Annotated in this window: 24 protein-coding genes; 15 read left to right on the forward strand and 9 right to left on the reverse strand. The window is 64.0% G+C overall.

From position 1 onward, the window contains the following. Positions 1-2 precede the first annotated feature (2 nt). From AC3A4M_RS10115 to kynU, 3 genes are read left to right on the forward strand one after another with little or no spacing between them, the layout of a single operon-like run. Positions 3-1346 (forward strand): 3-oxoacyl-ACP reductase, encoded by a 1344-nt coding sequence (locus tag AC3A4M_RS10115; RefSeq protein ID WP_498735648.1) that lies wholly within the window; start codon positions 3-5, stop codon positions 1344-1346. Beyond that, positions 1343-2242, forward strand: coding sequence for a MaoC/PaaZ C-terminal domain-containing protein (locus AC3A4M_RS10120; RefSeq protein WP_498735649.1), 900 nt, complete (start codon positions 1343-1345; stop codon positions 2240-2242). The genes AC3A4M_RS10115 and AC3A4M_RS10120 overlap by 4 nt, the downstream gene beginning before the upstream one ends. 24 nt (positions 2243-2266) lie before the next feature. Next, positions 2267-3496, forward strand: coding sequence for a kynureninase (kynU, locus tag AC3A4M_RS10125; protein ID WP_498735650.1), 1230 nt, complete (start codon positions 2267-2269; stop codon positions 3494-3496). Positions 3497-3551: 55 nt separating this feature from the next. Here the strand turns inward: kynU and mshA are convergent, their stop codons facing one another. Next, positions 3552-4784, reverse strand: coding sequence for a D-inositol-3-phosphate glycosyltransferase (mshA, locus tag AC3A4M_RS10130; protein WP_498735651.1), 1233 nt, complete (start codon positions 4782-4784; stop codon positions 3552-3554). 144 nt (positions 4785-4928) lie between these two features. On the opposite strand from mshA, the gene AC3A4M_RS10135 reads away from it, so the two are divergent. After that, positions 4929-5465, forward strand: a complete 537-nt coding sequence (locus AC3A4M_RS10135) for a hypothetical protein (RefSeq protein WP_498735652.1) — start codon at positions 4929-4931, stop codon at positions 5463-5465. On the opposite strand, the gene AC3A4M_RS10140 is transcribed toward AC3A4M_RS10135, so the two are convergent. From AC3A4M_RS10140 to AC3A4M_RS10150, 3 genes are read right to left on the reverse strand one after another with little or no spacing between them, the layout of a single operon-like run. After that, complete coding sequence (locus tag AC3A4M_RS10140; RefSeq protein ID WP_498735653.1) at positions 5462-6628, reverse strand: FAD-dependent oxidoreductase; 1167 nt, start codon at positions 6626-6628, stop codon at positions 5462-5464. The genes AC3A4M_RS10135 and AC3A4M_RS10140 overlap by 4 nt on opposite strands. Then, complete coding sequence (locus AC3A4M_RS10145) at positions 6621-7322, reverse strand: class I SAM-dependent methyltransferase (RefSeq protein WP_498735654.1); 702 nt, start codon at positions 7320-7322, stop codon at positions 6621-6623. Before AC3A4M_RS10145 ends, AC3A4M_RS10140 begins: the two co-directional genes overlap by 8 nt. An 18-nt stretch (positions 7323-7340) precedes the next feature. Next, complete coding sequence (locus tag AC3A4M_RS10150; protein ID WP_498735655.1) at positions 7341-8519, reverse strand: type III polyketide synthase; 1179 nt, start codon at positions 8517-8519, stop codon at positions 7341-7343. A 252-nt stretch (positions 8520-8771) separates the two neighbouring features. On the opposite strand from AC3A4M_RS10150, the gene AC3A4M_RS10155 reads away from it, so the two are divergent. The 5 genes from AC3A4M_RS10155 to AC3A4M_RS10175 all read left to right on the forward strand — a co-directional run bounded on the left by AC3A4M_RS10155 (position 8772) and on the right by AC3A4M_RS10175 (position 13562). Continuing rightward, positions 8772-9467, forward strand: coding sequence for a phosphoribosyltransferase (locus tag AC3A4M_RS10155; RefSeq protein ID WP_498735656.1), 696 nt, complete (start codon positions 8772-8774; stop codon positions 9465-9467). Positions 9468-9536: 69 nt separating this feature from the next. After that, positions 9537-10853 carry an ATP-grasp domain-containing protein gene (locus tag AC3A4M_RS10160; protein ID WP_498735657.1) on the forward strand — a complete coding sequence of 439 codons (1317 nt, stop codon included), beginning with the start codon at positions 9537-9539 and terminating at the stop codon, positions 10851-10853. Continuing rightward, entirely contained in the window at positions 10850-12889 is a 2040-nt protein-coding gene (locus AC3A4M_RS10165; protein ID WP_498735658.1) for a CocE/NonD family hydrolase, read from the forward strand. Before AC3A4M_RS10160 ends, AC3A4M_RS10165 begins: the two co-directional genes overlap by 4 nt. 70 nt (positions 12890-12959) lie before the next feature. After that, entirely contained in the window at positions 12960-13118 is a 159-nt protein-coding gene (locus AC3A4M_RS10170) for a DUF6480 family protein (protein WP_498733939.1), read from the forward strand. Between the two features lie 6 nt (positions 13119-13124). Then, complete coding sequence (locus tag AC3A4M_RS10175; protein WP_498735659.1) at positions 13125-13562, forward strand: hypothetical protein; 438 nt, start codon at positions 13125-13127, stop codon at positions 13560-13562. Between the two features lie 116 nt (positions 13563-13678). Here the strand turns inward: AC3A4M_RS10175 and AC3A4M_RS10180 are convergent, their stop codons facing one another. Beyond that, positions 13679-14164 (reverse strand): hypothetical protein, encoded by a 486-nt coding sequence (locus AC3A4M_RS10180; protein WP_498735660.1) that lies wholly within the window; start codon positions 14162-14164, stop codon positions 13679-13681. 224 nt (positions 14165-14388) lie between these two features. On the opposite strand from AC3A4M_RS10180, the gene AC3A4M_RS10185 reads away from it, so the two are divergent. From AC3A4M_RS10185 to AC3A4M_RS10195, 3 genes are all read left to right on the forward strand, one after another. Next, the gene (locus tag AC3A4M_RS10185) at positions 14389-16065 is read left to right on the forward strand and encodes a glycoside hydrolase family 13 protein (protein WP_498735661.1); all 1677 of its coding nucleotides are present in this window, start codon (positions 14389-14391) and stop codon (positions 16063-16065) included. Between the two features lie 85 nt (positions 16066-16150). Beyond that, entirely contained in the window at positions 16151-16564 is a 414-nt protein-coding gene (locus tag AC3A4M_RS10190; protein ID WP_074702400.1) for a CBS domain-containing protein, read from the forward strand. Between the two features lie 18 nt (positions 16565-16582). Beyond that, positions 16583-18373, forward strand: coding sequence for a thiamine pyrophosphate-requiring protein (locus AC3A4M_RS10195; protein WP_498735662.1), 1791 nt, complete (start codon positions 16583-16585; stop codon positions 18371-18373). A 6-nt stretch (positions 18374-18379) separates the two neighbouring features. On the opposite strand, the gene AC3A4M_RS10200 is transcribed toward AC3A4M_RS10195, so the two are convergent. The 3 genes from AC3A4M_RS10200 to AC3A4M_RS10210 form a co-directional block, all read right to left on the reverse strand. Continuing rightward, positions 18380-19498: an FUSC family protein gene (locus AC3A4M_RS10200; protein WP_498735663.1), complete on the reverse strand. Its 1119-nt coding sequence runs from the start codon at positions 19496-19498 to the stop codon at positions 18380-18382. A 56-nt stretch (positions 19499-19554) separates the two neighbouring features. Then, positions 19555-20376 (reverse strand): DUF1684 domain-containing protein, encoded by an 822-nt coding sequence (locus tag AC3A4M_RS10205; RefSeq protein ID WP_498735664.1) that lies wholly within the window; start codon positions 20374-20376, stop codon positions 19555-19557. 78 nt (positions 20377-20454) lie between these two features. Next, positions 20455-21303, reverse strand: a complete 849-nt coding sequence (locus AC3A4M_RS10210) for a metal-dependent hydrolase (RefSeq protein WP_498735665.1) — start codon at positions 21301-21303, stop codon at positions 20455-20457. Positions 21304-21520: 217 nt separating this feature from the next. Between AC3A4M_RS10210 and AC3A4M_RS10215 the strand changes: the two genes are divergently transcribed. Beyond that, on the forward strand, positions 21521-22318 hold the full coding sequence (locus AC3A4M_RS10215) for an SRPBCC family protein (protein WP_498735666.1): 798 nt from the start codon (positions 21521-21523) through the stop codon (positions 22316-22318). Between the two features lie 1059 nt (positions 22319-23377). On the opposite strand, the gene AC3A4M_RS10220 is transcribed toward AC3A4M_RS10215, so the two are convergent. Beyond that, complete coding sequence (locus AC3A4M_RS10220) at positions 23378-23851, reverse strand: PGPGW domain-containing protein (protein ID WP_498735667.1); 474 nt, start codon at positions 23849-23851, stop codon at positions 23378-23380. Positions 23852-24180: 329 nt separating this feature from the next. Between AC3A4M_RS10220 and sbnA the strand changes: the two genes are divergently transcribed. Continuing rightward, a complete protein-coding gene (gene sbnA / locus AC3A4M_RS10225) occupies positions 24181-25254 on the forward strand; it encodes a 2,3-diaminopropionate biosynthesis protein SbnA (protein ID WP_498735668.1) in 1074 nt (357 codons plus the stop codon). Then, the coding region (locus AC3A4M_RS10230; protein ID WP_498735669.1) for an acyl carrier protein at positions 25251-25743 on the forward strand (493 nt) is incomplete at its 3' end. The genes sbnA and AC3A4M_RS10230, both read left to right, overlap by 4 nt.

Consider the following 25743-nt stretch of genomic DNA (forward strand, 5'->3'; position numbering starts at 1 on the left):
CCATGACGGATTCCTACCTGACGCTCGTCAACAGCGGATTGTCCAAGAACATTGCGAAGAAGCTTGGCCTGCCACGGCCGGCCATCCTGCGGCGCTACCACCCGGGCCAGCCCTTGGTTCCCGGACCCGTGCTCCTGATCGGCAGCAGTGCCGGTACCGAGGCGCTGGCCACGGAGCTGCTGGCGTGGGGACTCGATGTGCGCCGCCACGCCGGGCCCAAGGACAAGCTGGGGGCGATTATCGCCGTGCTGGACGAGGTATCCGATCCCGAGGAACTTGCCGAGCCGATGTTGGCCGTCGGTTCCTCGCTGCGGAGCCTCCTGCCGGGCGGGCGCGTCGTGACGATCTCCCGCCCGGCGTCCGCTGCGGAAGCCCCGGCACGGGCGGCAGCCCGGCAGGGGGTCCAAGGCGCGCTGCGCTCCCTCGCGCATGAACTCCGTGGCGGCGCCACCGGCAACGGCATCCTGCTCGACGAAGGCGTGGATGCCAAGGCCCCCAGTGCATTGGCGGCGCTGCGCTTCTTCCTCTCCGGCCGCAGTGCCTACGTGGATGGCCAGTTCCTGCTCGTCGGGTCACCAGAAGGGCAGCTGCCGGCAGACTTCGACCGGCCGCTGGCGGGGCAGGTCGCCGTCGTTACCGGTGCAGCCCGTGGCATTGGCGCTGCCATAGCCAAGGTCCTGCACCGCGACGGCGCCCGGGTTATCTGCGTGGATGTACCCTCCGCCGGCGAGCAGCTGGCAAAGGTATCCAACGAAACCGGCGGAACGGCGCTGCAGCTCGATATCACCGGTGACGGTGCCGGGCAGAAAATCCTGGAACATGCCCACAGCCGCTACGGAAGGCTGGACGTCGTGGTCCACAATGCCGGTGTTACCCGGGACAAACTGCTGGCGAACATGGATGAAGCCAAGTGGAATTCGGTGATCAGCGTCAATATCGCCTCCCAGCTGCGGATCAACGAGGTCCTGCTGGCCTCCGAGCTGTTCCCGCAGGCTCCGCGCGTGGTCTCGCTTGCCTCGATCAGCGGTATCGCCGGCAACCGCGGGCAGACCAACTATGCGGCTTCCAAAGCCGGGGTCATCGGGATGGTTGCCGCCTCCGCGGGGGCCTTCGCCGAACGCGGCGGTTCCATTAACGCCGTCGCTCCCGGCTTCATCGAAACGGAGATGACGGCGAGGATTCCCCTGGCGACCCGGGAAATCGCACGCCGGATGCTGCCGTCCCTGCAGCAGGGCGGACTTCCGCTCGACGTCGCCGAGACGGTCTCCTTCCTGGTCAGCGATGCGGCCGGGGGCATTAACGGACAGACACTGCGGGTCTGCGGCCAGAGCCTGGTGGGCGCATGAGCACCCGCGAAGCCATTGCGCTCCCGGAACTGCCGTCCCTGTCCAAGCTGTATGTCAGCGCCCTCTCGACGGCCGCAAGGACCAAGCTGGGGTCGCTGGAACGCAGCCATGCCCTGCCCCACGTGCAGCACACCGTCGCGGACGTGCAGGTCAGCCTGGAGCACGTCACCACGTTCCAGCACCTATTGCACGGCACGGTGCGGGACACCCTGCCCTCTGTGTTCGTCCACTCGGTAGCGTTCCCGGTAGTCATGAGTGTGCTGACGCGTCCGGATTTCCCACTCCCGCTGCTGGGCATGGTCCACTTGGGCAACCGGGTTCGGCACCTGCGCAGCATCGACTTCAGTGAACCCCTGACGGTCACGGCGTGGGCGGAAAACCTGGCCGGCCATCACGCGGGTACCTGTGTGGACGTGCGTGTCGATGTCCAGGCAACGGGGGAGAACGTCTGGGAAGGCACGTCCACCTATCTGGCCAAGGGACTGTACCTGCCCGGCCTGGACAAGACGAGCCGCCCCGAACGGCAGGACTTCGTGCCGCCCCAACCGACGGCCAAATGGCGCCTTGGTCCGGAAGCGGGACGGGAGTATGCCGCCGTCTCCGGCGACTTCAACCCGATCCACCTGAGCGCGCTGTCTGCCAAGATCCTGGGATTGAAACGTTCAATTGCCCACGGCATGTATTTGGCTGCCCGGGTCATCAACAGTGTCGAGGCCGTTGCGGCGGAGCCATTCGCCTGGGACATCGAGTTCGCCGCGCCGGTGTTCCTGCCGGCCACGGTTGCCCTGCGGATTGAGGACCACGAAGCGGACGGCCGGTGGGATTCTGCGGACTTCACCGGCTGGGGCGAGCGCAGCCACCGCAAGCACTTCAGCGGCAGCGTCCGCGCCCTCTGACCCGCCGGAAGTATGCTTGGCACCATGACTGAAGACCACCGATTGCTGAAGCGTGCCCGCGAGCTGGACGCGGCGGACCAGTTGGCGTCGTTCCGGACCCGCTTCGTGGGGCACGACGACGCCACCGTCCGCTCGTATCTGGACGGCAACTCCCTGGGACGCCCGCTCCAGGCCAGCGTGGAGCGGGTCCAGGAACTGATGGTGCACCAGTGGGGCGGCCGTCTGATCCGCGGCTGGGACGAAACCTGGCTGCAGTTGCCGAAAATGATCGGGGACGAGCTGGGCCGCGTGGCACTGGGTGCTGCGCCGGGCCAGTGCATCGTGGCGGATTCCACCACGGTGCTGCTGTACAAACTGGCCCGGGCCGCGATCCAGGCCCGCCCCGGACGTAACAGGATTGTCATTGACCGCGACAATTTTCCGTCCGACCGGTTCATCGTGGAGGGCATCGCGGACGAATGCGGACTCGAACTCGACTGGCTCGAGGCACCGCAGGATGGCGGTGTGGACGCCGAACTCGTCCGATCGGTCGTAGGTCCGGACACGGCACTGGTGCTGCTCAGCCATGTGGCCTACCGGTCCGGGTATCTGGCCGACATGCCCGCCATTACCCAGGCGGTGCACGACGCCGGGGCTCTGGTCTTATGGGATTTGTGCCATTCCGTTGGAGTCGTCCCGGTTGAGCTGGACGCCTGGGGCGTGGACCTCGCCGTCGGATGCAGTTACAAGTACCTCAACGGCGGTCCCGGCGCCCCGGCCTGGGCCTATGTCAGGGCCGAGCATCACCATTTCCGGCAGCCGGTCCAAGGGTGGATCGGCAGTGCAGATCCCTTTGAGATGGGGCAGGGCTATGAGCCCGCCCCGGGCATCGGCCGGTTCGACAGCGGCACGCCGCCGATCATCGGCATGACGGCCATCCAGGACATGGTGGACCTGATCGGCACCGCCGGGATCAAGCATGTCCGTGCCAAGTCCGTGGCCCTAACGGAATTTGCCGTCGAGGTGACGGAGGAGCTGCTGGCGGGCCACGGCGTCGTTATTTCCTCACCCCGGGACCCCGCGCAGCGCGGCAGCCATATCACCATCGACCATCCTTCGTTCAAGAAGGTGGTGGGCAGGCTCTGGGAGCAGGGAATCATTCCGGACTTCCGCGAACCCGACGGCCTGCGGCTGGGACTATCGCCCTTGTCCACCAGTTTCGAAGAAGTCTATGTCGGGGTGGCAGCGATCCAGGCGGAACTCGCGCTCGGCTGACCGCGGCTGCCAGCCGGCGGCCCGGCCGGACAGGACCGGAATGGCGGCGGCGGCGCTACGCGAAGTGATCCACCGCATGCTGGTAACTGTGGGCGGTCAGGGCAGCGGTCTGTTCCCAGCCGAAGGCCGCGGCATGGATCGCCGCGCTGACCCCCAGCCGGTGGCGGAAGCCCGGGTACTCGTACAGCTCGCGCAGGGCCGAGGCCCAGTCCTGTGCCGCATGCCCGTCCACCAGCAGCCCGGTAACGCCGTGGCTGACCGCCGAGGGCAGGCCTCCGACGTTGGTGGCGACCACCGGCGTGCCGCAGGCCTGTGCCTCAAGCGCCACGAGGCCGAACGACTCGCTGTAGGAGGGCACTGCCACCACGTCGGCGCTGCGGAAGTGTTCGGCCAGTTCCGCGGCGTCCACCGGCGGCAGCAGCCGGACCGTCTCCTCCAGGCCCAGCTGGTGGATCAGCGGTCCCAGTTCCAGTTTGCTCGCGCCGCTGGCTTCACCGATGATGGTGATCTGCAGACGCATGTCGGGGCAGAGCTCCTTCAGCCGGGCCGCCGCGTTGACCAATACTTGTGGTCCCTTCAGGGCCTGGATCCGCCCGGCGAAGCAAATGTGGAAAACCTCCGGGGCGATGCCCGCGTTGCGCCGCGCCTCGTCCCGGCCCTCCGGCGTGAAGTTCGACAGATCCACCCCGGGCGGAACCACATCGATCTTGTCTCCGGCGGTCCCGTACAGCTCCTTGAGCTCGCCGGCCTCGGTGAGCGTGTTGGCGATGAGGCGCGCCGCGCCGTCTGCGACGTCCTGTTCGCCCGTGATCCTGATTTGCGGCTCCGGGGATTCGCCGGACTGCAGGTGTCGGTTCTTGACCTTGGCCAAGGTGTGCATCGAATGCACCAGGGGCACTCGCCAATCGCGCTGCAACTGAAGCCCTACGGCGCCGGAGAGCCAGTAGTGGGAATGGATGACATCGTAAGCGCCGGCGTTGTCGGCGGAGGTAAACCTGCGCAGTTCTGCCTCCAGCCGCGGCAGCAGCCGGGGGAGTTCCTCTTTGGGCACGGTGTCCGCGGGGGCGCCGGGCAGGTGGATGACGCGCGCCCCAGGCCGCGGATACTCCACCGGCTCCTGATCCTCCACCGTGGAGCGGGTGAAGACATCCACCTGCGCTCCCATCGCAATCAGTTCCCGTGAGACTGCCCGGACGTAAACGTTCATGCCGCCTGCGTCGCCGCCGCCGGGCACAGCCAGCGGCGAGGTATGGAGGGAAAGGACCGCAATTCGGCGCAGGGGGCGCATGGGCTTCCTTCCCTCAGGGCTGGCGGACGTAGCATCAACTTTAGTCGGTGCTGAACCTTCTGCCGTCCGGACGCGTCTGGATCAGTAAACGCGTTCGGGTCGATGAAACGTCACAGCCTGCCGCGGCAACGAAAGCCGACGGAGTTGGCAACGAAAGCCATCGGAGTTGAGGGGAACACCGTCATGGAGTACGAAGTCAATGGACTGCCGATGCACGTTCTGTTGGTCCATGCCACGGTCATCGTGATTCCGGTTGCGGCGTTGTGCACCATTCTGAGCCTGGTCTGGCCGACCGCGCGGCGAAGGCTTGGCATTGTGACCCCGCTGATCGCCCTTGCAGCCCTGGTGCTGGTGCCCATCACACAGCAGGCCGGGGATTGGCTGCTAACGCGGATCGATGTAACACCGCTGGTGCAGGAGCACCAAGCGCTGGGCGAAATGATGCTGCCCTGGGTAATCGGCATCTTTATCGCCGCACTGGGCCAGTGGCTGTGGTTCCGCTACGGCACGACGGCGGCGGCGGGCATCCGCCGCAAGCTCGGCAAGGTGGGGACCCGGGTTCTGGCGGCCCTGGCCGTGCTGGTGGTTGCTGCCGTGTGTGTGGGGGCCACGGTCATGATTGTCCAGGTGGGCGAATCCGGCGCCCGGGCCGTCTGGCAGGGCAGCTTCAGCGAGGGTTAGTGCATGGTGAACCGGCGGGCCACCAGTGCGGCTGCACCGGGGACGGCCAGGGCGGGCAGCAGCAGCCTGTTCCGGACGTCCAGGACCGTCGGCGGAAGCGGCCGGCCGAGCGCCATATTCAGATGGGCCTGCCATCCTGCAGTGGCCGCAGCTGCGCGCCGGCTGCGCTCGAATACGCGCAATTGTTCACCGGTGTCCTGCCCTTGAAGTGCCGCGGAAATGATCGGGGCAAGCGCGGCAGCGTCCAGCCACCCCAGGTTCATGCCCTGTCCGCCAATGGGACTGATTTCATGGGCGGCGTCCCCGATCAGGGCAACGCGGCCGTGGACCATCCGGCGGACTCTCCGCGAGCGCACGGCGAACGAACTGAGCATCGAATTGGTGGCGACGTCCACGTTCCGGCCGGTGCGCCCAGAGATCAGATCGGCCAGCCGCTCCGGCTGCGGCTCATGGTCCAGGGCAGGGGTTCTGACCACCCAGCGGCGGAGGCCCCCGGGCAGTGGAAAGGACTCGACGATGCCGTCCGGCTCCAGGTAGAGAACGGCGGTGGCTCCGTCGGACGTAGTGTCCGCGAAGTCGCCCATCAGGTAGGTATCGGGATAGCGCCGCGAGGCCACGGGCACCTGCAAAACGTCCCTGATGGTGGAACGGGCACCATCGGCCGCCACTGCCAGCCGGGCGTAGACCTTCTCCAGTTCCCGGTCGGTGCTGCCGCCGGCGTTGCCGGTTGTCCCGCTGCAGCGGCCGACTTCCAGCGTGACCCTGCCCCCGCCGTCGTCAATCCTTTGGGCCGTCCTGGCGTAATGAACCCTGCCGCCGAGAGCCTGCAACTGCTGCTCCAGGATCCGTTCCGTCATCACCTGGGGCACTGCGAGCACGTACGGATGTGGTCCGGGCACGCATCCGAAGTCCAGAACAGCGATGTCGCGGCCGCTGCGGCGCGCCACTCCGTCCCTGATCCGCACCCCGGAGGCAATCAGCTCTTCGGCAACCCCGGCTTCGGCCAGGACGGCGAGCGCGGGCGGGTGGATACCTATCGCACGCGAGTGAGCACTGCGCTGCCTGCGCTGCTCAAGAATAACGACGTCGAGGCCGCGCCGTCGAAGCAGGATTCCGAGCAGCAGCCCTACCGGACCGGCGCCCACAATAGCCACGTCATGCATGGCTCTGCGGCCTGTAGGTGAGCAGGTGGTGGAACGGCCTCTTGGTGCTGACCGTCCAGCCTGGCGGCGCGAGCTGTTGTAGTTCGCTGGAGGTGTAGCTGCGGCGGATGGAAGTCAGTCCGTCCCTGCGGATGTAGGAACCGGGGAAGAACGGCAGCGTCCCGGCGGAAAAAAGCGCGTAGGCCAGCGGGCTGCGGCGGATATCGTTGTGCAAAGCCGCGCGGCGGCACAACTGCTGCGAGTCAGACAGCAGCGCCGGCAGCTGGGTGGCGTCCAGATGGTGGAGCAGGTGGTTGGACGTCACCAGGTCGAAGGTGCGCCCCTGTGCCACCAGTTCGGAACTGAGCGCTCGGCGGAATACCAGACCGTCCACCTTGGGCCGGGAGACGGCGAACGCGTGGGCCCGCTCATCCGGGTCGATCGCGGTGATCTCCAGCGGGATGCCGTCGCGGGCGGCCCACTTGGCGATCGCCCGGGGAATGTCGCCGCCGCCCGAGCCGATATCCAGCAAGGTGTTGGGCCCGTTCGGCCTCAGCAACGGGCGCAGCTGCCGCCGGTAAACGCCGTGCCAGCCCGACACCGCCCAGTTAATGACCGGAAACTGCCGGTAGGTGCGCTCCAGCTTCCGCTCATCGCAGTCAGGCCGGTCCATCTCCTCGACGGCGTCGACCGCCCGCTCCGCCAGAAAACCCACTACTGCTGCCTGCCGTGCCTAGACAGTAGCCGGCTCGCTGGCCGCTGCCCGCGACGTCGTGATCGTCGGAGCGCCGCTCTTGGTGAACAGTCCGGTTTCCACAGTCAGCCCCGGACCGAAGGCCATGGAGCAGATGCGTTCGTCGTCTCCGGCGAACGGCGCGTCCATAATGTGCTTGAGCACGAACATCACGGTGGCACTGGACATGTTGCCGTAGTCGCGCAAGGTCTCCCGGGCCGGGACCAGCTGGTCTTCGCGCAGTTGCAGTTTTGCTTCCACCTTGTCCAGGATGCTGCGTCCCCCGGGGTGGATGGCCCAATGCTCGATCTCTTCATAGGGCCGGCCATGCACGGAGGCATCGCGGGCCAGCAGGGGTTCCAGCGCGCCGACGATATGCTCGTCGATGATGTGCGGTACATAAGTGCCCAACACCATCTCGAAGCCCTCATCGCCAATGTTCCAGGCCATGGATTCCTCGCCGACAGGGGTCAGCACCGTCTCGAAATGATCGAACACAATACCAGGGGACGACGACGGCAGGTCCCGGGCGGTGACGATCGCCGCGGCGGCGCCGTCGGCGAACAGGGACGAGCCCATGATGGTATCCGGGTCATTGGAAGTGCGCACGTGCAGGGTACACAGTTCCGCGGTCACCACGAGGACAACTGCGTCCGGATCGGCCTCGCAGAAAGATTTCGCGGCGCGCAGGGCGGGAAAAGCTGCATAGCAGCCCATGAAGCCCAGATGGTAGCGCTGTACGGCGGGGCTCAGCCCGAGAGCCCGCACCACTTTGTAGTCCGGCCCGGGGTTGAAAAACCCCGTGCAGGAAACCGTAATTACGTGGGTCACGTCGCCAGCAGTGATCCCTGGACAGGCGGCCAGGGCTTTGGAAGCTGCTTCGATGAAGAGCGGAGTGGCTGCATCAGCAAACTTGTCGTTTCGGACCCTCGTACTGGGGCTCAGGATGAGCCGGCTCTCCGGATCGAAGAAGACCGGCGTCTCCGAGCGCCGCTCCAGGGTCAGTTCTTCTACCGCCGTATAGCGCGTCTCGATTCCTGAATAGTCAAAGGACGTCCCCACCAGCCTCTGGCCCAGGCGGGTCAGGCCCGGCTGTGCGGCGAAGACGTCGCGTACCTGGGACTGGACCAGAATGGTCTCGGGAACGGCGGTTTCAAGGGACCTCATGGTGACCGACATAGTTCATTCTTAGAGGAGCCCGGTCAGGAAAACAATGGCTTGAAGCCGATCAGCCACCCGTAGGCCGGCGACGTTGTTGTCCCGGTCCCCGCTGGTCCAACCGGGGCATGGCCCCGCAGCCCATGGTGCCAGTCACACCTTCAGCAAGCTCCTTGTCACCTTCGGGTATCGGTCATACGGTGGAGGAAACGCCACGAACTGAACAACCGCCGGCATGGGTAACGGAACCAACTGCCAGGGATGGGAAGTGCAATGACTACTAACCGGAACCGCAGGGAGCGCTATGCCGACCGGCAGGATGCTGGCAGAACGCTCGCCTCGGAACTGGACTCCTACAGTGGTCGCCCGGATGTTCTGGTACTCGGCTTGCCTCGGGGCGGCGTCCCCGTAGCCGCAGTCATCGCCGAAAGCCTCAAGGCGCCGCTGGACGTAGTCCTAGTACGCAAGATCGGCGTTCCGGGTTATCAGGAGGTGGCCATGGGAGCGATGGCTTCGGTGGCCGGTTCCGTTGACACCGTGCGCAATGAAGACGTGCTGGCCAAATTCGCCAAACGCTACGGCGACTCCGGTGCGTTTGACCAGGTTGCTGCAAAGGAGCGCGCGGAACTGGACCGCAGGGAGCGGGTTTACCGCGCCGACAGGCCACCGTTGGACGTTGCCGGCCTCACACTGATCGTGGTGGACGACGGACTGGCTACCGGTGCCACCATGCGGGCGGCGATTACCGTTCTGCGGGAACAATCGCCGGCGCGCATCGTGGCGGCCATTCCGGTTGGCCTCAGCGGCACCTGCAGGGACGTGGGCAGCATCGCCGACGAGGTGGTGTGCCCTTGGAATCCGCAGGATCTGGTCGCCGTCGGCCAAGCCTATGACCGTTTCGACCAAGTGGATGACGCCGAGGTCATCAACCTGCTCGCGCAATACCAGCGGCCGGCGCAAGCCGGCTGAGCAGATCGTTGGGGGGAACCATAGACCGCGGCGGGCAAACTCGCCCGCCAACGGAGAAGGGACGGCACAATGACAGCCAAGAATGTATTCGTACTTGCACTGACTGATGTTCAGCGGGGGGAACTGGAAACTGTCAACGGTGCCGAAAACTACGTATTCCGCAACCTGCTCGACTACGAGAGCGTGGTAAACACCTCGGAAATCGATTTCAAGGGCCTGCTGGCCAAGGCGCGGAGCCAATTGCAGGAATTCGATGGGGCGGTAGACGCCATCGTGACGCACTGGGACTTCCCGGCCAGTGTGATTGGACCGCTGCTGGCGAAGGAACACGGATTGCCTGCACCCTCGTTGGAGAGCCTGCTCAAGTGCGAGCACAAGTACTGGAGCCGGCTCGAGCAAAAAGCCTCGATACCCGAATGTGTTCCGCAGTTCGCCTCTTTCGATCCGTTCGACGACGACGCACTGTCGAAGATCGACATTGATTACCCGTTCTGGGTCAAGCCGGTGAAGTCGCACTCCTCAAACCTCGGCTTCGAAATCCAGAACGAGGAGCAGTTCAACGAAGCGGTCCGGGAAATCCGCGACCAAATAGAACAGATTGGCGACGCCTTCAACGATGTACTCGCCATGGTCGATCTGCCGCCGGAGCTAAGGAACGCGGACGGCAACACCTGTCTGGCCGAGGGGTTCATTTCCGGCATACAGGCCGCCCCTGAGGGAACAATGTTCGGCGGAAAATTCCACGTCCATGGTGTTTTCGACATGCACAAGGACGAAGCCGGAACGAGCTTCGAACGCCTCGATTATCCTGCCAACAGCGTCCCGGAGAGTGTCCAGCAGCGCATGATCGACCTCACCGAGCGCTACATGCACCATGTCGGTTTTGACAACGGTTGCTTCAATGCCGAATTCATGTGGGACGAGGCCAAGGACAAGCTGTGGCTCGTGGAAATCAACACGCGCATCTCGCAGTCCCACAGTGACCTCTTTGCGAAGGTAGACGGAGTCTCCAATCACGAAGTAGCTATTGACATTGCGCTGGGCCACGAGCCGAAGATGCCGCGCCGGAAAGGGAACTTCGCCGTCGCATCACAATGCATGATCTTCCACGACGAAGATGCCATAGTGACGCGCGTACCCAGCGCCGAAGACAAGGCCGCCATCCGGGAACGCTATCCGGAAACTACCGTGACCCTGCAGGTCAAGGAAGGGGAGAAGCTCTCGGACCTGCCGGGCCAGGACAGCTACCGCTACATTCTGGGCAAGCTCTACATTGGCGCGGACAACCGGGAGCAGCTGGTGGAACGGTACAACGCCATCCTGTCCGAGCTGCCGTTTGAGTTCGCCCCGGTGGATCAGACCGCCGGCCAGGAGGGAGCCGCATGAAGACCATCACCGAATTTCCCCATGAAGTCCGGGTCATCGAAAACACCTTCATTCCCATGCGCGACGGCGCCCAGCTAGCGGCCCGGATCTGGCTGCCGGTGGACGCCGAGGAGCTTCCCGTTCCCGCCGTGCTGGAATACCTTCCGTACCGTAAGCGGGACAGCACGCGCGGCCGGGACGCCATGAACCACCCCTACATTGCCGGCCACGGTTACGTCGCGGTCCGGGTCGATATGCGCGGCAGCGGCGACTCCGACGGCGTCATCGTGGATGAGTACCGGCCACAGGAACACGAGGACGCTGAGGACGTCATTGCCTGGCTCGCAGAACAGCGGTGGTGCGACGGCAACGTAGGCATGATGGGGATTTCCTGGGGTGGTTTCAACAGCCTGCAGATTGCCGCACGCAGACCACCCGCGTTGAAAGCCATCATCAGTGCTTCGGCGACCGATGACCTGTATGTGGACAACATGCACTACATGGGCGGCTGCTTGCTGGCCGACAACCTGTCGGAGGCCACCGTCATGTTCGCCTTCAACTCGCTTCCGCCGGATCCGGCCATTGTAGGAGACCGCTGGCGAGACATGTGGCACGAACGCCTTGCCGGCAGCGGGCTCTGGCTTGAAACCTGGCTCGAACACCAGCGCCGCGACGATTACTGGAAACCTGCCTCGGTCTGCGAAGACTACAGCGATGTCCAGGTTCCGGTGATGGCGGTAGGCGGTTGGGCCGATGGCTACACTAACGCCATCTTCCGCTTGATGGAGAACCTGGACGTGCCGCGCAAGGGCCTGATCGGTCCATGGGGACACAAATATCCCCATATCGGCATTCCAGGCCCGGCCATCGGCTTCCTTCAGGAAGTCGTGCGGTGGTGGGACCATTGGCTCAAGGGCAAGGACACCGGCCTGATGGAAGAGCCGATGCTGCGTGCCTGGATGCAGGACAGCGTCTCTCCGGAGCCGTCCTACTCTGACCGTCCCGGCCGCTGGGTCGCCGAGGACAGCTGGCCCTCGCCGGCCATCGAAAAACGCCGCTACCATCTGAATCGCCATGGCATCGAGCAAGGCGACGCCAAGGATGAACCGGGTCACGACGTCACCCTGCAATCACCCTTGAGCGTGGGTATGTTCGCCGGTAAATGGGCCTCGTATGCCGCCACTCCCGATCTTCCGTTCGACCAACGCGAGGAAGACGGCGGAGCACTCGTCTACGAGACGGATCCGCTCCAGGAAACGATGGAGATTTTCGGGCTGCCCTCGGTCACCTTCGAAGTCTCCGCGGACAAGCCTGTCGCAATGCTTGCGGTCCGCCTGTCCGATGTGGCGCCGAACGGCGAAGCCACGCGGTTCACCTATGGACTGCTAAATCTGACCCACCGGGACGGCAGCGAAAACCCGCAGCCGCTGGAACCGGGACGCAAATACCGCGTGGAGATCGCCCTAAACGGGATTGCGCAGACGATCCCCGCAGGCCACCGGCTCAGGCTGTCGGTGTCCACGTCCTATTGGCCCTTGGCCTGGCCCTCGCCGGAGGCCGCCATGGTGACGTTGACGGCCGGCGCAAGCACGCTCACCCTGCCGGTCCGCCCTCCGCGGCCGGAGGACGCCGCCCTCAGGGAATTCGGCGAGCCCGAAGCGGCGCCGGGTCTGGAAATCACCCCGTTGACACCGGGCGAGCACCACTGGCGTGTCTCCCGCGATCTGGTCACAAATGTGTCGACCTTAGAGGTGGCCAACGACCAAGGCAGCTTCCGGATCGACGAAACGGACACCATAGTCCGGCGCAGCACCAACGAGTGGTACAGCTTCCGCTGGAACGAGGTTAATTCCGTCCGCGGCGAAACCCGGACGATCCGGCGCTTCGAGCGCGATGACTGGAGGGTGGAAATAGTGACCCGGACGGTGTTGACGTCAACACCGACGGACTTCCACATCAGCGCACAACTCGATGCCTACGAACTCGACACCCAGCGCGGGAATCCTCGTGTCTACTCTGACAATTGGCAGCGCGCAATTCCCAGAGACCTGGTTTAGGACGACGAAGGGCAGGATCATGAGCAATATGGACAAGCACGAAAGCAACGTTCCGGATGTGGAGCCGCCGATGAAAGAGGGCAGGTCCTCGCAGGACAAGGCGGACAGGGTCAACCCCGATCCGGAGACGGAGAACATCACTGGCCTGGAACCCGGCGGGGGAGTCCCACCGGGAGAAACTCCACCAGCAGAGGACCAGATGAGTTCGGACCAAGGCCATGAGGAGTAGCAAGCAATGAAAAACAAACTCATATTGGGAGCCGGGCTCGCAGTCGGGTTCGTCCTCGGCTCACGCGCGGGCCGTGGCAGTTACGAGCAGCTGAGGGACGCCGCCCAGGAGTTGTGGGCCAGCAACATTTCCAGGAACACGCGCCAAAATGATTCAGTGCGGAGCGGATCGTCAACGGGCCCGCGGGCAGGACGCCGCGCGTCGTCCGGGAATGCGTGGAGCGGCGACGCGAGTGCTGCTTCGGCGCGAACCGGAGTAGCCGGCTCCGGCGCCGCGGGCGTCGGGGCTGCTGCAGCGGCAGGCCGACCGGAAACAATGCGGGATGTCTCATCCGACCCGGCGATGGATGACCGTCCGGGCGGAGAGTGGGCAGGCGAAGGCGGTGCGCTCGCGGACGGACCTGCCACCGGCACCGATCCCGAAGAGAACCTGGGCCACTCCTGAACAGCTGATGCCGGCGCACTGGGGCCGGAACGCTGCAGCCGGGCAGCCCGTCGGCTGCCCGGCTGCAGGCTGTCAGGAGCAGAGCCGCTGGCAGTTTCGGCGGACCGGCTGAGGTATCAGCCAGCTTCCCTATGCTCCGTCAGATCGGGCCCCTGCGGCATGCCCCGGTGTCCCTGTTCGGGCGACGGCAGATCGGGCAACCCGGCCAGGTGAATATGGCCTACTTTGAGCCGGCCGCCGCGGAAGTTGCCCGCCGGAACGGCCAGCGCCACCACAAAGCGTGCGCCGTCGTCGTCCCTTGACGTAATAGTCAGGCTTCTGGTTCCGGCGGGAACGGACGGCGTAAAGACCTGCAGGTGGCGGGAACCGATGCTTGCGCTGCTTTCCAGCGAATACTCGGTACCGAAATGGTCCTGGACGGCAATCCTTGGCTGCGGAGGCTGAGAACCGTTGGCGGGAGGCAGTTGCATGTTGACCACGATGCCGGTGCTCCAGATCTCTACGCACAGCACTGTAAATTCCGTGACGGCGGTCTGGTGCCGGCCGAACTTCTGGGGCAGCAGTACATATTGAAGGGAGCCGCCGGGTATTGGATCTTTCATCGTGTGTCCCTCCTGCAGGCCCCCGCAGAAACTAATTGACTAGAGCATTCCATTTTAGTAAGGCTGCTGCCCGTTTGTCATCAAATAAGGGCGAACGATGCTGATGCACCTCGACAAGGCCCAAACACGGTGCTAGACAGATGGGCAGTGGCCGGATCCGGACGGAGCAACCATGCGCATAGCCGATACCACCGTTTCCGCGGCAGGAGAGGAATGAACCGACTATGACCGACACTTTTGACCAGTTCAAACCCAAACCGGACCCGAACTGGTGGCGGCAGGCGGCCGTCTACCAGATCTACCCGCGAAGCTTCGCCGACGCGGATGGCGACGGTCTGGGGGACATCCGTGGCATCACCGCCAAAATTCCCTATCTGGCGGCACTGTGCATCGACGCCGTGTGGCTCAGCCCGTTCTACCCGTCGCCGCTGGCGGACGGCGGTTATGACGTGGCCGATTACCGTGATGTGGATCCCCGTCTGGGCACGCTGGAGGACTTTGATGAAATGGTTGCGGGGCTGCACGCCGCGGAGATCAAGCTGATCGCGGACATCGTCCCCAACCACTCCTCGGACCAGCACGAGTGGTTCCAGCAGGCGCTGGCCGCCGGCAAGGGTTCGCCCGAGCGGGAGCGGTACATTTTCCGCGATGGCCTGGGTAACGACGGCGGAAAGCCGCCCTCGGACTGGGTTTCCCACTTCGGCGGCAGCGCCTGGACCCGGATCACCGAGCCTTCAGGCGAGCCCGGCCAGTGGTATCTGCATCTCTTCGCCAAGGAACAGCCGGACTGGAACTGGGAGAATCCGGAAATCCGCGAAGACTTCCTGAAAACGCTCCGGTTCTGGTCGGACCGCGGGGTCGATGGCTTCCGCGTGGACGTGGCCCATGCGCTCGCCAAGGACATGAGCGAACCGCTGCGCAGCAAGCCGAGCGTGGCGGACGAGCTCACTCCGGTGGACGGCAAGGATCCGCTCTTCGACCGGGACGAGGTCCACGACATCTATGCCGAATGGCGCAAGGTCTTCAACGAGTATGACCCGCCCCGCACCGCCGTCGCGGAGGCCTGGGTTCCCGCCTCGCGGCGGATGGCGTATGCGAGCCCTGAAGGTCTGGGCCAGGCCTTCAACTTTGATCTGCTGCGTGCGGACTGGGACGTGGAGCAGTTTCGCTCCGTTATCACGAACAACTTGTCCCAGGCGGAAGAATCAGGCGCGTCCTCAACCTGGGTATTCTCAAACCACGACGTCGTACGGCATCCCTCGCGCTATGGGTTGCCGGCCGGCCTGGACTATGGTACCTGGCTTATGACAGACGGCTCCGAACCTGAGGTGGACCGGATTGCAGGACTCCGCCGTGCCCGTGCCGCTACCCTCCTGATGCTTGCCCTACCGGGATCGGCCTATCTCTACCAAGGCGAGGAACTGGGCCTGTTCGAGGTGCCGGATTTGCCGGCGGCCACCCTGCAGGATCCCATTTGGCAGCGAACCGGGCATCAGCGCAAGGGCCGGGACGGTTGCCGTATCCCGCTGCCCTGGACCACGGAAGGGAAATCCTTCGGGTTCGGGACCAATGGAGCCCACCTGCCGCAGCCGGACTGGTTCGGCGGCCTCTCCGTCGAAGCCCAGGACGGCATTGCGGGATCCACGCTGGAGTTCTACCGACATGCGCTGAAACTGCGGGGGCAGCTGCAGAGCTATGAGGATTTGGAGTGGATCAGCGGTACCGGCGAATCGACCCTTCATTTCAGGCGTCCCGGCCAATGGCAGTCGATCACGAACTTCGGCCGCGAGCCGCTGACCCTGCCACCGGGCAAGGTTCTCATCAGTAGCTCGAAGCTGATGGGGGATCAGCTGCCCCCGGATACGACGGCGTGGCTCACCGGATCGGCTCACGAGACCTGAGATCGGGGAGGGGGTTCAAATCCTCTGCGGTCAGTGATAAACAGTAAGTATCCTTAGTAAAGCCAACAATCGGGAGTTGATACGGATGCTGACAGCACGCGAAATCATGACAGGCGGCGCCGAGTGCATCGGTGAGAATGAAACCTTGGAACAGGCAGCGAAGAAGATGCTGGACCTGGACGTGGGTTCTCTGCCGATCTGCGGCGAAGACAACCGGCTCAAGGGCGTTGTCACCGATCGCGACATCGTGGTGAAGTGCCTGGCCAAAGGCGGCGATCCGCGGAGTGTGAAGGCGGGAGAACTAGGTGAAGGCAAGCCGGTGACCATCGGCGCGGACGACAGCATCGAAGAAGCCATCAAGACGATGCAGGAGCACCAGGTCAGGCGGCTGCCCGTGATCGACGGCCACGACCTCGTGGGCATCCTCAGCCAGGCAGACGTCGCCCGCAATTACCCCGAGGACAGGGTCGGGGAACTCGTCGAATTCATCTCCTACTAAGCAGACAGGAGGAAGCGGATGCCGCAGCGTCTCGTTGCCGATGCCATTGTCGAACGGCTCGAGGCGTGGGCGGTGCCGCGCGTCTTCGGCTACAGCGGGGACGGCATCAACAGTTTCATGGGCGCGCTCCGGCGCGCCGGAACAGTGGAATTCATCCAGGCGCGTCATGAGGAAAACGCGGCCTTCATGGCCGTGGGCCACGCGAAGTACAGCGGCGGCGTAGGCGTGGTGACCTCAACCCAGGGACCCGGGGCGATCCACCTGCTCAATGGTCTCTACGATGCGAAACTGGACAGCGTTCCCGTGGTGGCCATCATCGGGCAGCAGTCGCGCAGTGTCCTCGGCTCCGGCTACATGCAGGAAGTCGATCTGCTGGACCTGACGAAGGACGTAGCCTCGGCATTCCGCGAGCAGGTCAACACACCGGATGCGCTGCCGATGGTGCTTGACCGGGCTTTCAAAGCCGCGCTCGCAAACAGGGCACCCGCCGTCGTTATTGTTCCCCATGACGTGCAGAAGATGCCGGCCCCGGAACTGGAGCACAAGCACGGCATCATTGCCACCGCCCCGCGCTGGGAGCAGTCCGCCAATGTACCGGTGGACGACGACCTCAAGGCGGCAGCGGAGGTGCTCAACGCCGGCAGCAAAGTGGCGCTGCTCGTGGGGCAGGGTGCCCGGCACGCTTGGAAAGAGGTTGCCGCGGTGGCCGAACGCCTCGGTGCCGGCATCACCACGAGCCTGCTGGGCAAACCGTACGTGGACGAGTCACTGCCGAATGTTGCAGGCACCATGGGGCATTTGGGTACCAGCGCCAGCGGCCAGGTACTCGGCGCGTGCGACACGCTGCTGATCATAGGTTCCAATGACCCGTGGACCGAGTTCTACCCACCGCCAGGGGCCGCACGCGCCGTCCAGATCGACACGGACTCCGGTGCTATCGGCAACCGGTACCCCGTTGAGGTGCCGCTGCCCGGGGATGCGTCCCGCACCATGCAAGCGCTGCTGCCCCTGCTGGAGGACAAGCGGGATCTGCCATGGCGCGGCCAGGTGGAGCAGTGGGTCTCGCATTGGCACGAGCTTTCCACCGAGCGTGCCATGACCAAGGCGGATCCGGTCAATCCGGAGCGGGTGCTGCTTGAGCTGAACAGCAGGTTCCCGGCAGATGGCCGGCTCGCCGTCGATGTTGGCAGCTCGGTCTACTGGTATGCCAGGCAGCTGAGGCTGCCGCTCGGCGTGCCGGCCCACTTGTCCAGCACCTTGGCCAGCATGGGCTGTTCGGTGCCTTACGGCATCGCCGCAAAACTGGACCAGCCGGGGAGCCCGGTGCTGCTCGTCACCGGTGACGGTGCCATGCAGATGACGGGTATCGCGGAGCTCATTACCGTCAGCAGAATGTGGCAGACGTGGCAGGACCCGCGCTTTGTTATCTGCGTGCTGAACAACAGGGAACTGGCCGAGGTGACCTGGGAACAGCGCGAGATGGAGGGGGAGCCCCGCTTCGAAGCCAGCCAGGCTCTGCCGGATTTCGATTACGCCGGCTATGCAAAACTGCTGGGACTCGGTGGCGAGCGGGTTGATGACCCGGAGCAGGTTGGCGCCGCCTGGGATGCCGCGCTGGCAGCAGATAGGCCGTATTTGATCGACGTGGTCACGGATCCGGAAACTCCGCTGCTTCCGCCGTTCCCTGCCGGAGAGCAGAAGGCCGGAACTATCGCCGAGGCGTTGGGACAGGAGAGCGCCGAGTCTGCCGACCGTGCCATGGAGCTGCTGCGGACCTACGTCGACCAGGAGAAACCGAACTTCTCCTGAACGCGTCTACGTTGCCGCCGCATCCTGCTTGATACAAGGTTCCAGGGTGTCAAGAATCCGCCGTACCGCCGTAGCCACACTGGCGGCCGGGCTAAAGGCCGCGGCGCCGGCGTCGCGGTGTGCATCGACTTGGTCGAGCAAGTCGTTCAAGGCCCGCTCCACTTCCTCCCACCGGTCCTGAAGCTCCGATCCGGATTCCCAGGCCTTCAGCATCTCGGCTGCACCCCGGAGCGCCTCGCTGACCGGCTGAAGCAGTTCGGTGGGCAGTTCGTTGGACAACGGCTCCTTACCGCCGGCGCTAACGCCGGCAAGGGTGTCGGTAATGTCCTTGACATGGAACGACACAGATTCCAAAGCCCGGAGGTCGCGGTAGTCCTGCGATAGATTGCGCCGGTGCAGCTTGGCCCGCGGGTTGCCTTTGCGGCTCTCATCCGCGTGGTAAACCGCTTCCCGCACTTCATGCCCGGCCGTGGAGAGCTCGTCATTGTAGCGAGTCCACTTCTCCGGTTCCGGCGGCCATTCATCGGTCAGGGCGTCAGCCATGCCTTCCAGGTGCCGCGCCAGCATGGTGCGGAAGCGGGACAATTTCAGAATTGCTGCGTTGAAATTCAGCGGTGGCAGGATCACGGCATTGACCAGCAGCCCACATCCCACGCCGACGGTCATCTGGACCGCATAGCCAATGGAATAGGACTCAACATCCTGCCCGCCGATGATCAGAACGAAAAGTGCCGCCATTGGAACGTAGTCTTTGCCGTGACCGAGCCAGCGAACCCCGGAGAACAGGACGGCAACGCCAACTACCGCGGAAATCGTGAGCAGGCTGGGTTCTGCGAACAGCACAATCACGCCTGCCAGCAGGATCCCGAGCAACAGTCCGAGGAGGGTCTGCAGACCGGCCTTGGCTGAACCCATCAGGGTGGGATACATGCTGACCAAGGCGCCCAGCGGCGCGTAGTACGGATAGTCGTCGACTACGCCCGGCATGTACCCAGCTACAAACCACGCCATTCCGACGGCAATGGCTGCCTTTATGGCCAGCATGAATCGCGGGCCGGTCACGCCGGCCTTGATCCAGGACAGGGCGCGCTGGACGGAATTGCGCGTTGGCTGCTCCGGGTTCATACGTTCATACTCACAGCATCCGCCAGCCATGCCAACTGCAGCTGGACCTGCTTCTGCTAGGGAAGTTTCTCTCCGGCCTCAATGAGCGCGTCGATCTGGTTGCCACGGATGGGCCGCGGACAGGTGCCGTACGGGGTAAAGGCGCTGGGATAGTTGATTGCGCGGTTGAAATCGATGATGACACTGCCGTCCGGACGCGGCTTCGCGGTGGTGACCTTGCGCCAGTCGTAGGTGCTGGTGCCGTTGGTGAGATCGTGGAAGTTCAGCGTCAGGCCGCCCAAGGTGCCCGGCTCCGCAACCAGCCGGTGGCTGGCGCCACCTAGCTCGAAACTGACTTCCCCTACTGCCGTGGCGGTGCTCTGCACCTGCGGATGCGATGTGGCGATCGGAACCTGGCGTTCGCCGTCGTACGCTTTGAAATGCCCTGTCACGACGAGGTCAGGATTGAAATCGAATGTAGGCACCCCGCTGAATCTGGTGTAGACGGGGGAGTCGAGGTCGCGGGTGCGGATGGCATAGCGGTCTGCGCGGACCGCAAGTTCCACCATGATATTGCCGAACCGCACCCAGTTCAGCGACTCCTCATTGGCCAGCCGGGCTGTCACCCTGCCGTCCACAGGCTCACCGGTGTCGGCAAAGACCAGGTTGTCCGCAGCAGTAGCGGTCAGCGTTGCAATTCCGCCGGCCGAGGCGGATGTGTTGGCGCTCCAAAGACCGGGAAGCATCTCAACGGTTGTCGGTTCCGACCCGAGCCACTGCAGCGAAGTGAGGGTCAGCCAGCCGAACTCGGCGGCCAGTGCTTCATGCCGGATCTGCCGGTAACGGGCAAAACGCAGTTGCTCGCGGTCTACGGCGCTGGGTGCTCCGGCGCTGGTCATGGCGTTCCTCCTGTTGGACTATGTTGCCATCGGTTCAACACGGCAGGCCGCCTAATCATTTCCGAACCTGCGCACGGACTAACGCGAAGCGACGAATGTGGACATGCCGACCTGCCCGAGGTCGGCGGTAGCACCGGCGAGAACCAGCACGACGTAAAGGCTGACCGGAATCAGCAGCAGCCACTCCCGCCAGGAACCTGCGTTCCCAAGAATCGGTAAGGCAAAGTATCCGTTGGGACGCCAGATCCAGCGTAATACGGGAATTCGCCGCCAGGCCCTGGGTGGTTTGATCCGCAGCGGCCAGGCCAAGTTCACACCGCCTGTTGTAGCCATGTCACCGAGGATATGCATGACTACGCCGATGCCCATGGCCAGCGGAAACCAGTTCTGTTGTTCCGGGGCGAAAAAGGTGATGAATGCGGCCACGAAGATTCCAACCGCCCAAGGGGTCTTCTTTAATCGGTCGGGTATGAATCTGAGGGCTTTGGCGGCGAAGGCGACCAGCAGGATGCAGAGGACACCGGCGGCCGGGTATATGGTTCCAAACCGCTCCGTCTCCCACGTCACCAAGCCCGCCATCCAAGCGATCAGGACGAATACGCACATCCCAATGATGGAATGGGTCCCCTTCCGGTGGCCGCCGGCCAGCGTGCCTACGCCGGCACAAACTGCATTGGACACGGGCGGAAGCGAATGGGCAATCGTGGCCCGGTGATGGTCCGCGTCCGGAACCAAGGCAGCCCCGGCCGTGACCAAGGCGCCGGAGATGACGCCGATGGGTCCCACATCCAGCAGACCCATGCCTAACAGTACGGAATGGCTGCCGAGGCCCAGGGGCTCAGCCAAGGGACCGAGGGAAACTTCAAACTGGGTGGTGAGCGCTATCCAGGCGGCGGCTCCACTGGCGGCATGATGGGCTCCCAGCATCGTGAAGAGGTTCCTTTCAATAACTGGTTCCGCCGCCAAAAATGCGGTTTATCGTTCCAGTGGATTCCGTGAATTCTATCGACTCTTACCGTGGCATATCGCACTGACAGAATCTGAAAGCTGCTTGCGTACTAGCCCAGAAGAGACAGAAACGATATGGTAAGCATGCTGATCAATCGCAGGCCTCTACGGTCTTTTCCAATCAAAAGGAGACGCAATGAGCACGAAGGTCGAGAAGCAAGTCATGGTTAACGTGCCGGTGAGCACGGTTTATAACCAGTGGACCCAGTTCGAGGAATTTCCCCACTTTATGGGCGGCGTCAAGAGCGTAAAGCAGCTCGGCGACAACCGGCTCGAGTGGGTTGCCGAGATCGGCGGAGTCCGTCGGCAGTGGGAGGCGAGGATTGTTGAGCAGGTGCCGGACCAGAAGATTGCCTGGGCGGCAATCGAAGGCGCCACGAACGCTGGAGCGGTGTCCTTCGAGGACGTGGGTGGCGGCCAGACGTCCGTACGAATGACGCTCGAATACGAGCCCGAGGGCATGGTCGAGAAGGTGGGCGATAAGCTCAACATCGTGGAGAAGCAGGCCGAAGCGGACCTGCAAAAATTCAAGGAGTTCATCGAGGCTGAGGGCTACGCCACTGGTGCATGGCGCGGTTCGATCAATGAAGGCGCGGCAACAGGGACGCCCGGCGTCGAGGACGCCAGCGCATCGCGCGGCGACAGCGGAAAGGCTGGCGTGTCCGGCAAGGTTGCGGCCGCCGGGGTCGGTGTAGCGGCAGCGGCCGCAGCAGGCGTAGCTGCCGCCAAGAAGGACAGTGCCGATAAAGACGCGCCAGTCACGCCTGTAGTAGAACCGGTACCGGCAACGCCCGTGGTGGAGACTGCGCCGATCGTCACCGAGCCGGTCGTAGACACCGGTGCGGCCCTGACCCCGGAAGAGATCGCCGCGAAGTCCGACCGGGTGCGGCAAGACATCGAGGACGACGACAGGAACCGGGGCGCCGGAATCTAACGTGCAATGACAAAGAACGACGGCGGCCTCCCGCCGTCGTTCTTTGTGTCCACGTTGGACGGCGGTGTTGCGGCCCGCGCATCTTGAGCCAATCTTGAGCTAAAGCAGGGCACAGTGTTGAGATTGCTCCACCATGCTTGAAGCAGCAGATGGCGAGAGCTGAAGCCGGAGTCCGAATACTGGGGAGTACACGGATCTTCAGGGCCAGCTCGTCTCAGCTCATCCGGTGCGGGGCACGGGCAGGCCTTTGGGGAGGCTGCCCGCCCCGGCACTCGGGTCCGGGACCTGCCGACCGCACGTCGTAGCGGGCCTGTGATTACTGTGATGATTCCGTTTCCGTGGCTTGAGGCATGCGTTGCTGCATGGACCGCACAATCGAACCGAATCGGCGCCGTCAAGCGCTGACTACAGATTCCTGTCGAAAGCTTTTGCTGATTTCATGGATGAAACGGTTGCCAGGGGCGACAATGGAGTCGTCGGTAGCGAATGAACGGAGGAAGCAGCATGCGCGGAAGCAACCTTGTCTGGACAATCGTTGGCATTTTGTTGGCCATTGCCCTGATTATCTGGATCGTTTCTGTCATCTAGTGCGCAGCGGAGGCCTCGCCGTATGGCTGGCCACCAATGCGTTTCGGTTGCGGAACTAGAAGAGCCTCGGCAAGGGCGGGCCGGGGCTTTTCCGTGAAAGTCTTCCACCGATGCTTTCCCTGAAAATGGTTACGCGCATATCCCACGTTCAGCTTTCTTGCGACAAGCACCGGAGGTCAAACAGTATGGCCGCAAGCCGCCGGCACGACCGCAGGCTTCTTGATCAAATCTTGAGCTAACAGTGCGCAAGCATTGAGCTTGCTCCGTCACCCTAGAACCAGCAGATGGCGAGAGCTGAAGCCGGAGTCCAGCTACTGGGGAGTGCAAGGACATTCGCGGGCGGCTCGTCTCGGCTCATCCGGTGCGGGGCACGGGCAGGTCCTTGGGGAGACCGCCCGCCCCGGCACCCGTCTCAGGTCTATGGGACAGGGAGCGCAACATCGCGTACATTCCTTGCCCGGCCACTTCAAATCATGCGGAAGAGTCCCCGCGGAGGGAAGAGGTGCGTGACCGACGGAATCTGTGGAAGCTGTAGATCATGAGGGCAAGGGCCACTAGCCCGGAGACGACAAACGTCGATCCCACGATCCAGCCTCCTGGCAGCCACCAACGGTCACCGAATGCCCACCAGCCCGGCATCGGGGGCCGAATGCCCCACAAGATTCCTGCAGCAATAGCCGCGAGCCCTCCCACGGCGCTGGCCACGATGCGCGGCCACGTCCGCACCTCCTTCTCGGCTATCTTGAGCGCCTCGGCCTTGATCGGCACCAACAGTCGCTTGGCCCAGGCATAACGCAGGGAAAGAACCACCAGGCCGCCAGCGAGGGCAAGAAGGCCTGGACCGGGCAGTACAAGTGCGGCGAGTCCGACGGCAATGAGGGCCCAGCCGAGCAGTTCGATGCCCGTTCGATGAAGCCAAGGCGGAATGGCGCCGGTCCTGCCCATGAGCACATCCTCCCACAGCAATGTCAGTGGCTAAATGTCGGTCCCCGACGGCGCGCAACTCTGGGGGGACCTGCTTGGATCATTAGCCCTCACGGTCAACCCATCGTGAAGTTTGCATACCGCCAAGCGGGGAGGAGTGTCCGGCCTAACGTGCTGATAACGACACAATAACGGCACGATAACGGGAGCGGGGTTCCACTGTAAAGACATTGCAAACTTGCAGCTTCATTGGGGTTCTGTTGGGGAAAACAAGCGATGCTCACTGATCCGACCCGCCATTCCCTGGCGACCCTTGTGACCAAGCTCATGGCTGGAAAACGAGGGAGACCATGTCGATTATTAAGGATCCGCACCTGTTCAACGAGCAGAGCCTATTCGTCGACCTGGAAGGGGTGCTTGGCCGCCGCCTCTATCTGAAGATCGAGGGGTTCAACTTCGCGGGCTCGATCAAACTCAAGCCCGCGCGGGAAATGGTCGAGCGCGCCGAGCGGGAGGGGCTAATCGGGCCCGGCTCCACACTCGTGGAGTCCTCGTCGGGGAACCTCGGCGTCGCACTCAGCATGATCGCGGCCAGCAAAGGATACCGCTTTGTCTGTGTGGTGGATCCGCGGTGCAATCCGACGACCCGGCAGCTGATGGAGTCGCTCGGAGCACAGGTTGACCTGGTCACCGAACCGGATCCCGTCGACGGGTTCCTTGGGGCCCGGCTCAACCACGTCCAGGAACTGTGCGCGTCCGACGAGCGGTACGTCTGGCTCAATCAGTACGTCAACCCCGGCAACTGGGGCGCGCACTACCGCTGGACGGCCCCCGAAATCGCCGCCGAATTTCCCGACCTCGACGTGCTATTCGTCGGAGCCGGCACCACGGGCACCCTGATGGGTTGCGCGCGGTACTTCCGCGAGTACCGCCCCGACGTACGGATCGTCGCGGTCGATGCCGTCGGATCTGTTTCCTTCGGCTGCCCGCCGGCGCCCCGCCTGATCCCCGGCCTCGGCATGAGCGTGCGGCCGCCCCAACTCGACGAGTCCTTGCTCGATGATGTGGTGTTCGTCGAGGAGCTGGACACGGTGCGCGCCTGCCACCGCCTGGCCGCAGGCGGGTTGCTGCTCGGCGGGTCAACCGGGACCGTGGTCCACGGCGCCATGACATGGCTCGCCGACCACCACGCCCAGGACGTCACCGCGGTGACCATCTCACCCGACTTGGGTCGCCCGTACCTGGACACCATCTACCAGCCCGACTGGGTGCTCGACCACTTCGGGGCCGAGGCGCTCGCCAACGCGGGTCAGACGTCAGACCCCGGTCTACAGACTGACCCGGTGTCGGGGCCACAATTTCCCGCAGCCGGCCCGTTGAAAGACTCCGTGGCCACTGCCTCACTAAGGAGCTTCTCGCAGTGAACAAGTCCGTGGACACGCTGTCAACGTCGCCAGGTCCCACGATTCCGATAATTCCGACGAATCCCGCGGCATCCGCGGCTCAGGCAGGGAACGGCTCTCCGGCCACGAGTGCGGTCGTTGCCTTGGAGCGCCGCCTAGCGGATCTTCTCGCATCAGTTGTGAAGAAGGACGACGTCCCGGTGGACGCCAACTTCTTCCTCGAATTAGGCGCGGACTCGCTGGTCATGGCGCAGTTCTGCGCCCGTGTGCGCAAACAGCCGGACCTGCCGGCCGTGTCGATCAAGGACATCTACCAGCACCCTTCAATCTCTGCGCTGGCCGCGTTCCTGGCACCGGAGGAAGAGACATCGGCGACGGCGCAGGTGCAGGACCGGTTGGCGGAGGTGCTGGCCGATGTACTGGGCATCGAGCACGTGCCGGTGGACGCCAACTTCTTCCACGACCTGGGCGCGGACTCGCTGGTGATGGCCAAGTTCTGCGCCCGCGTGG

The sequence above is a fragment of the Arthrobacter sp. Soil_C_60 genome (assembly GCF_057656375.1).

Excerpts from the sequence above, each read along its gene's own strand:
- AC3A4M_RS10200 (WP_498735663.1), bottom strand. The coding sequence starts at position 19,498 with ATGAACCCGGAGCAGCCAACGCGCAATTCCGTCCAGCGCGCCCTGTCC.
- AC3A4M_RS10190 (WP_074702400.1), top strand. The coding sequence starts at position 16,151 with ATGCTGACAGCACGCGAAATCATGACAGGCGGCGCCGAGTGCATCGGT.
- AC3A4M_RS10155 (WP_498735656.1), top strand. The coding sequence starts at position 8,772 with ATGACTACTAACCGGAACCGCAGGGAGCGCTATGCCGACCGGCAGGAT.
- AC3A4M_RS10120 (WP_498735649.1), top strand. The coding sequence starts at position 1,343 with ATGAGCACCCGCGAAGCCATTGCGCTCCCGGAACTGCCGTCCCTGTCC.
- sbnA (WP_498735668.1), top strand. The coding sequence starts at position 24,181 with ATGTCGATTATTAAGGATCCGCACCTGTTCAACGAGCAGAGCCTATTC.
- AC3A4M_RS10115 (WP_498735648.1), top strand. The coding sequence starts at position 3 with ATGACGGATTCCTACCTGACGCTCGTCAACAGCGGATTGTCCAAGAAC.
- AC3A4M_RS10150 (WP_498735655.1), bottom strand. The coding sequence starts at position 8,519 with ATGTCGGTCACCATGAGGTCCCTTGAAACCGCCGTTCCCGAGACCATT.
- AC3A4M_RS10195 (WP_498735662.1), top strand. The coding sequence starts at position 16,583 with ATGCCGCAGCGTCTCGTTGCCGATGCCATTGTCGAACGGCTCGAGGCG.
- AC3A4M_RS10170 (WP_498733939.1), top strand. The coding sequence starts at position 12,960 with ATGAAAGAGGGCAGGTCCTCGCAGGACAAGGCGGACAGGGTCAACCCC.
- AC3A4M_RS10165 (WP_498735658.1), top strand. The coding sequence starts at position 10,850 with ATGAAGACCATCACCGAATTTCCCCATGAAGTCCGGGTCATCGAAAAC.
- AC3A4M_RS10140 (WP_498735653.1), bottom strand. The coding sequence starts at position 6,628 with ATGCATGACGTGGCTATTGTGGGCGCCGGTCCGGTAGGGCTGCTGCTC.
- AC3A4M_RS10175 (WP_498735659.1), top strand. The coding sequence starts at position 13,125 with ATGAAAAACAAACTCATATTGGGAGCCGGGCTCGCAGTCGGGTTCGTC.
- AC3A4M_RS10160 (WP_498735657.1), top strand. The coding sequence starts at position 9,537 with ATGACAGCCAAGAATGTATTCGTACTTGCACTGACTGATGTTCAGCGG.
- AC3A4M_RS10185 (WP_498735661.1), top strand. The coding sequence starts at position 14,389 with ATGACCGACACTTTTGACCAGTTCAAACCCAAACCGGACCCGAACTGG.
- AC3A4M_RS10205 (WP_498735664.1), bottom strand. The coding sequence starts at position 20,376 with ATGACCAGCGCCGGAGCACCCAGCGCCGTAGACCGCGAGCAACTGCGT.
- AC3A4M_RS10215 (WP_498735666.1), top strand. The coding sequence starts at position 21,521 with ATGAGCACGAAGGTCGAGAAGCAAGTCATGGTTAACGTGCCGGTGAGC.
- AC3A4M_RS10180 (WP_498735660.1), bottom strand. The coding sequence starts at position 14,164 with ATGAAAGATCCAATACCCGGCGGCTCCCTTCAATATGTACTGCTGCCC.
- AC3A4M_RS10210 (WP_498735665.1), bottom strand. The coding sequence starts at position 21,303 with ATGCTGGGAGCCCATCATGCCGCCAGTGGAGCCGCCGCCTGGATAGCG.
- kynU (WP_498735650.1), top strand. The coding sequence starts at position 2,267 with ATGACTGAAGACCACCGATTGCTGAAGCGTGCCCGCGAGCTGGACGCG.
- mshA (WP_498735651.1), bottom strand. The coding sequence starts at position 4,784 with ATGCGCCCCCTGCGCCGAATTGCGGTCCTTTCCCTCCATACCTCGCCG.
- AC3A4M_RS10220 (WP_498735667.1), bottom strand. The coding sequence starts at position 23,851 with ATGGGCAGGACCGGCGCCATTCCGCCTTGGCTTCATCGAACGGGCATC.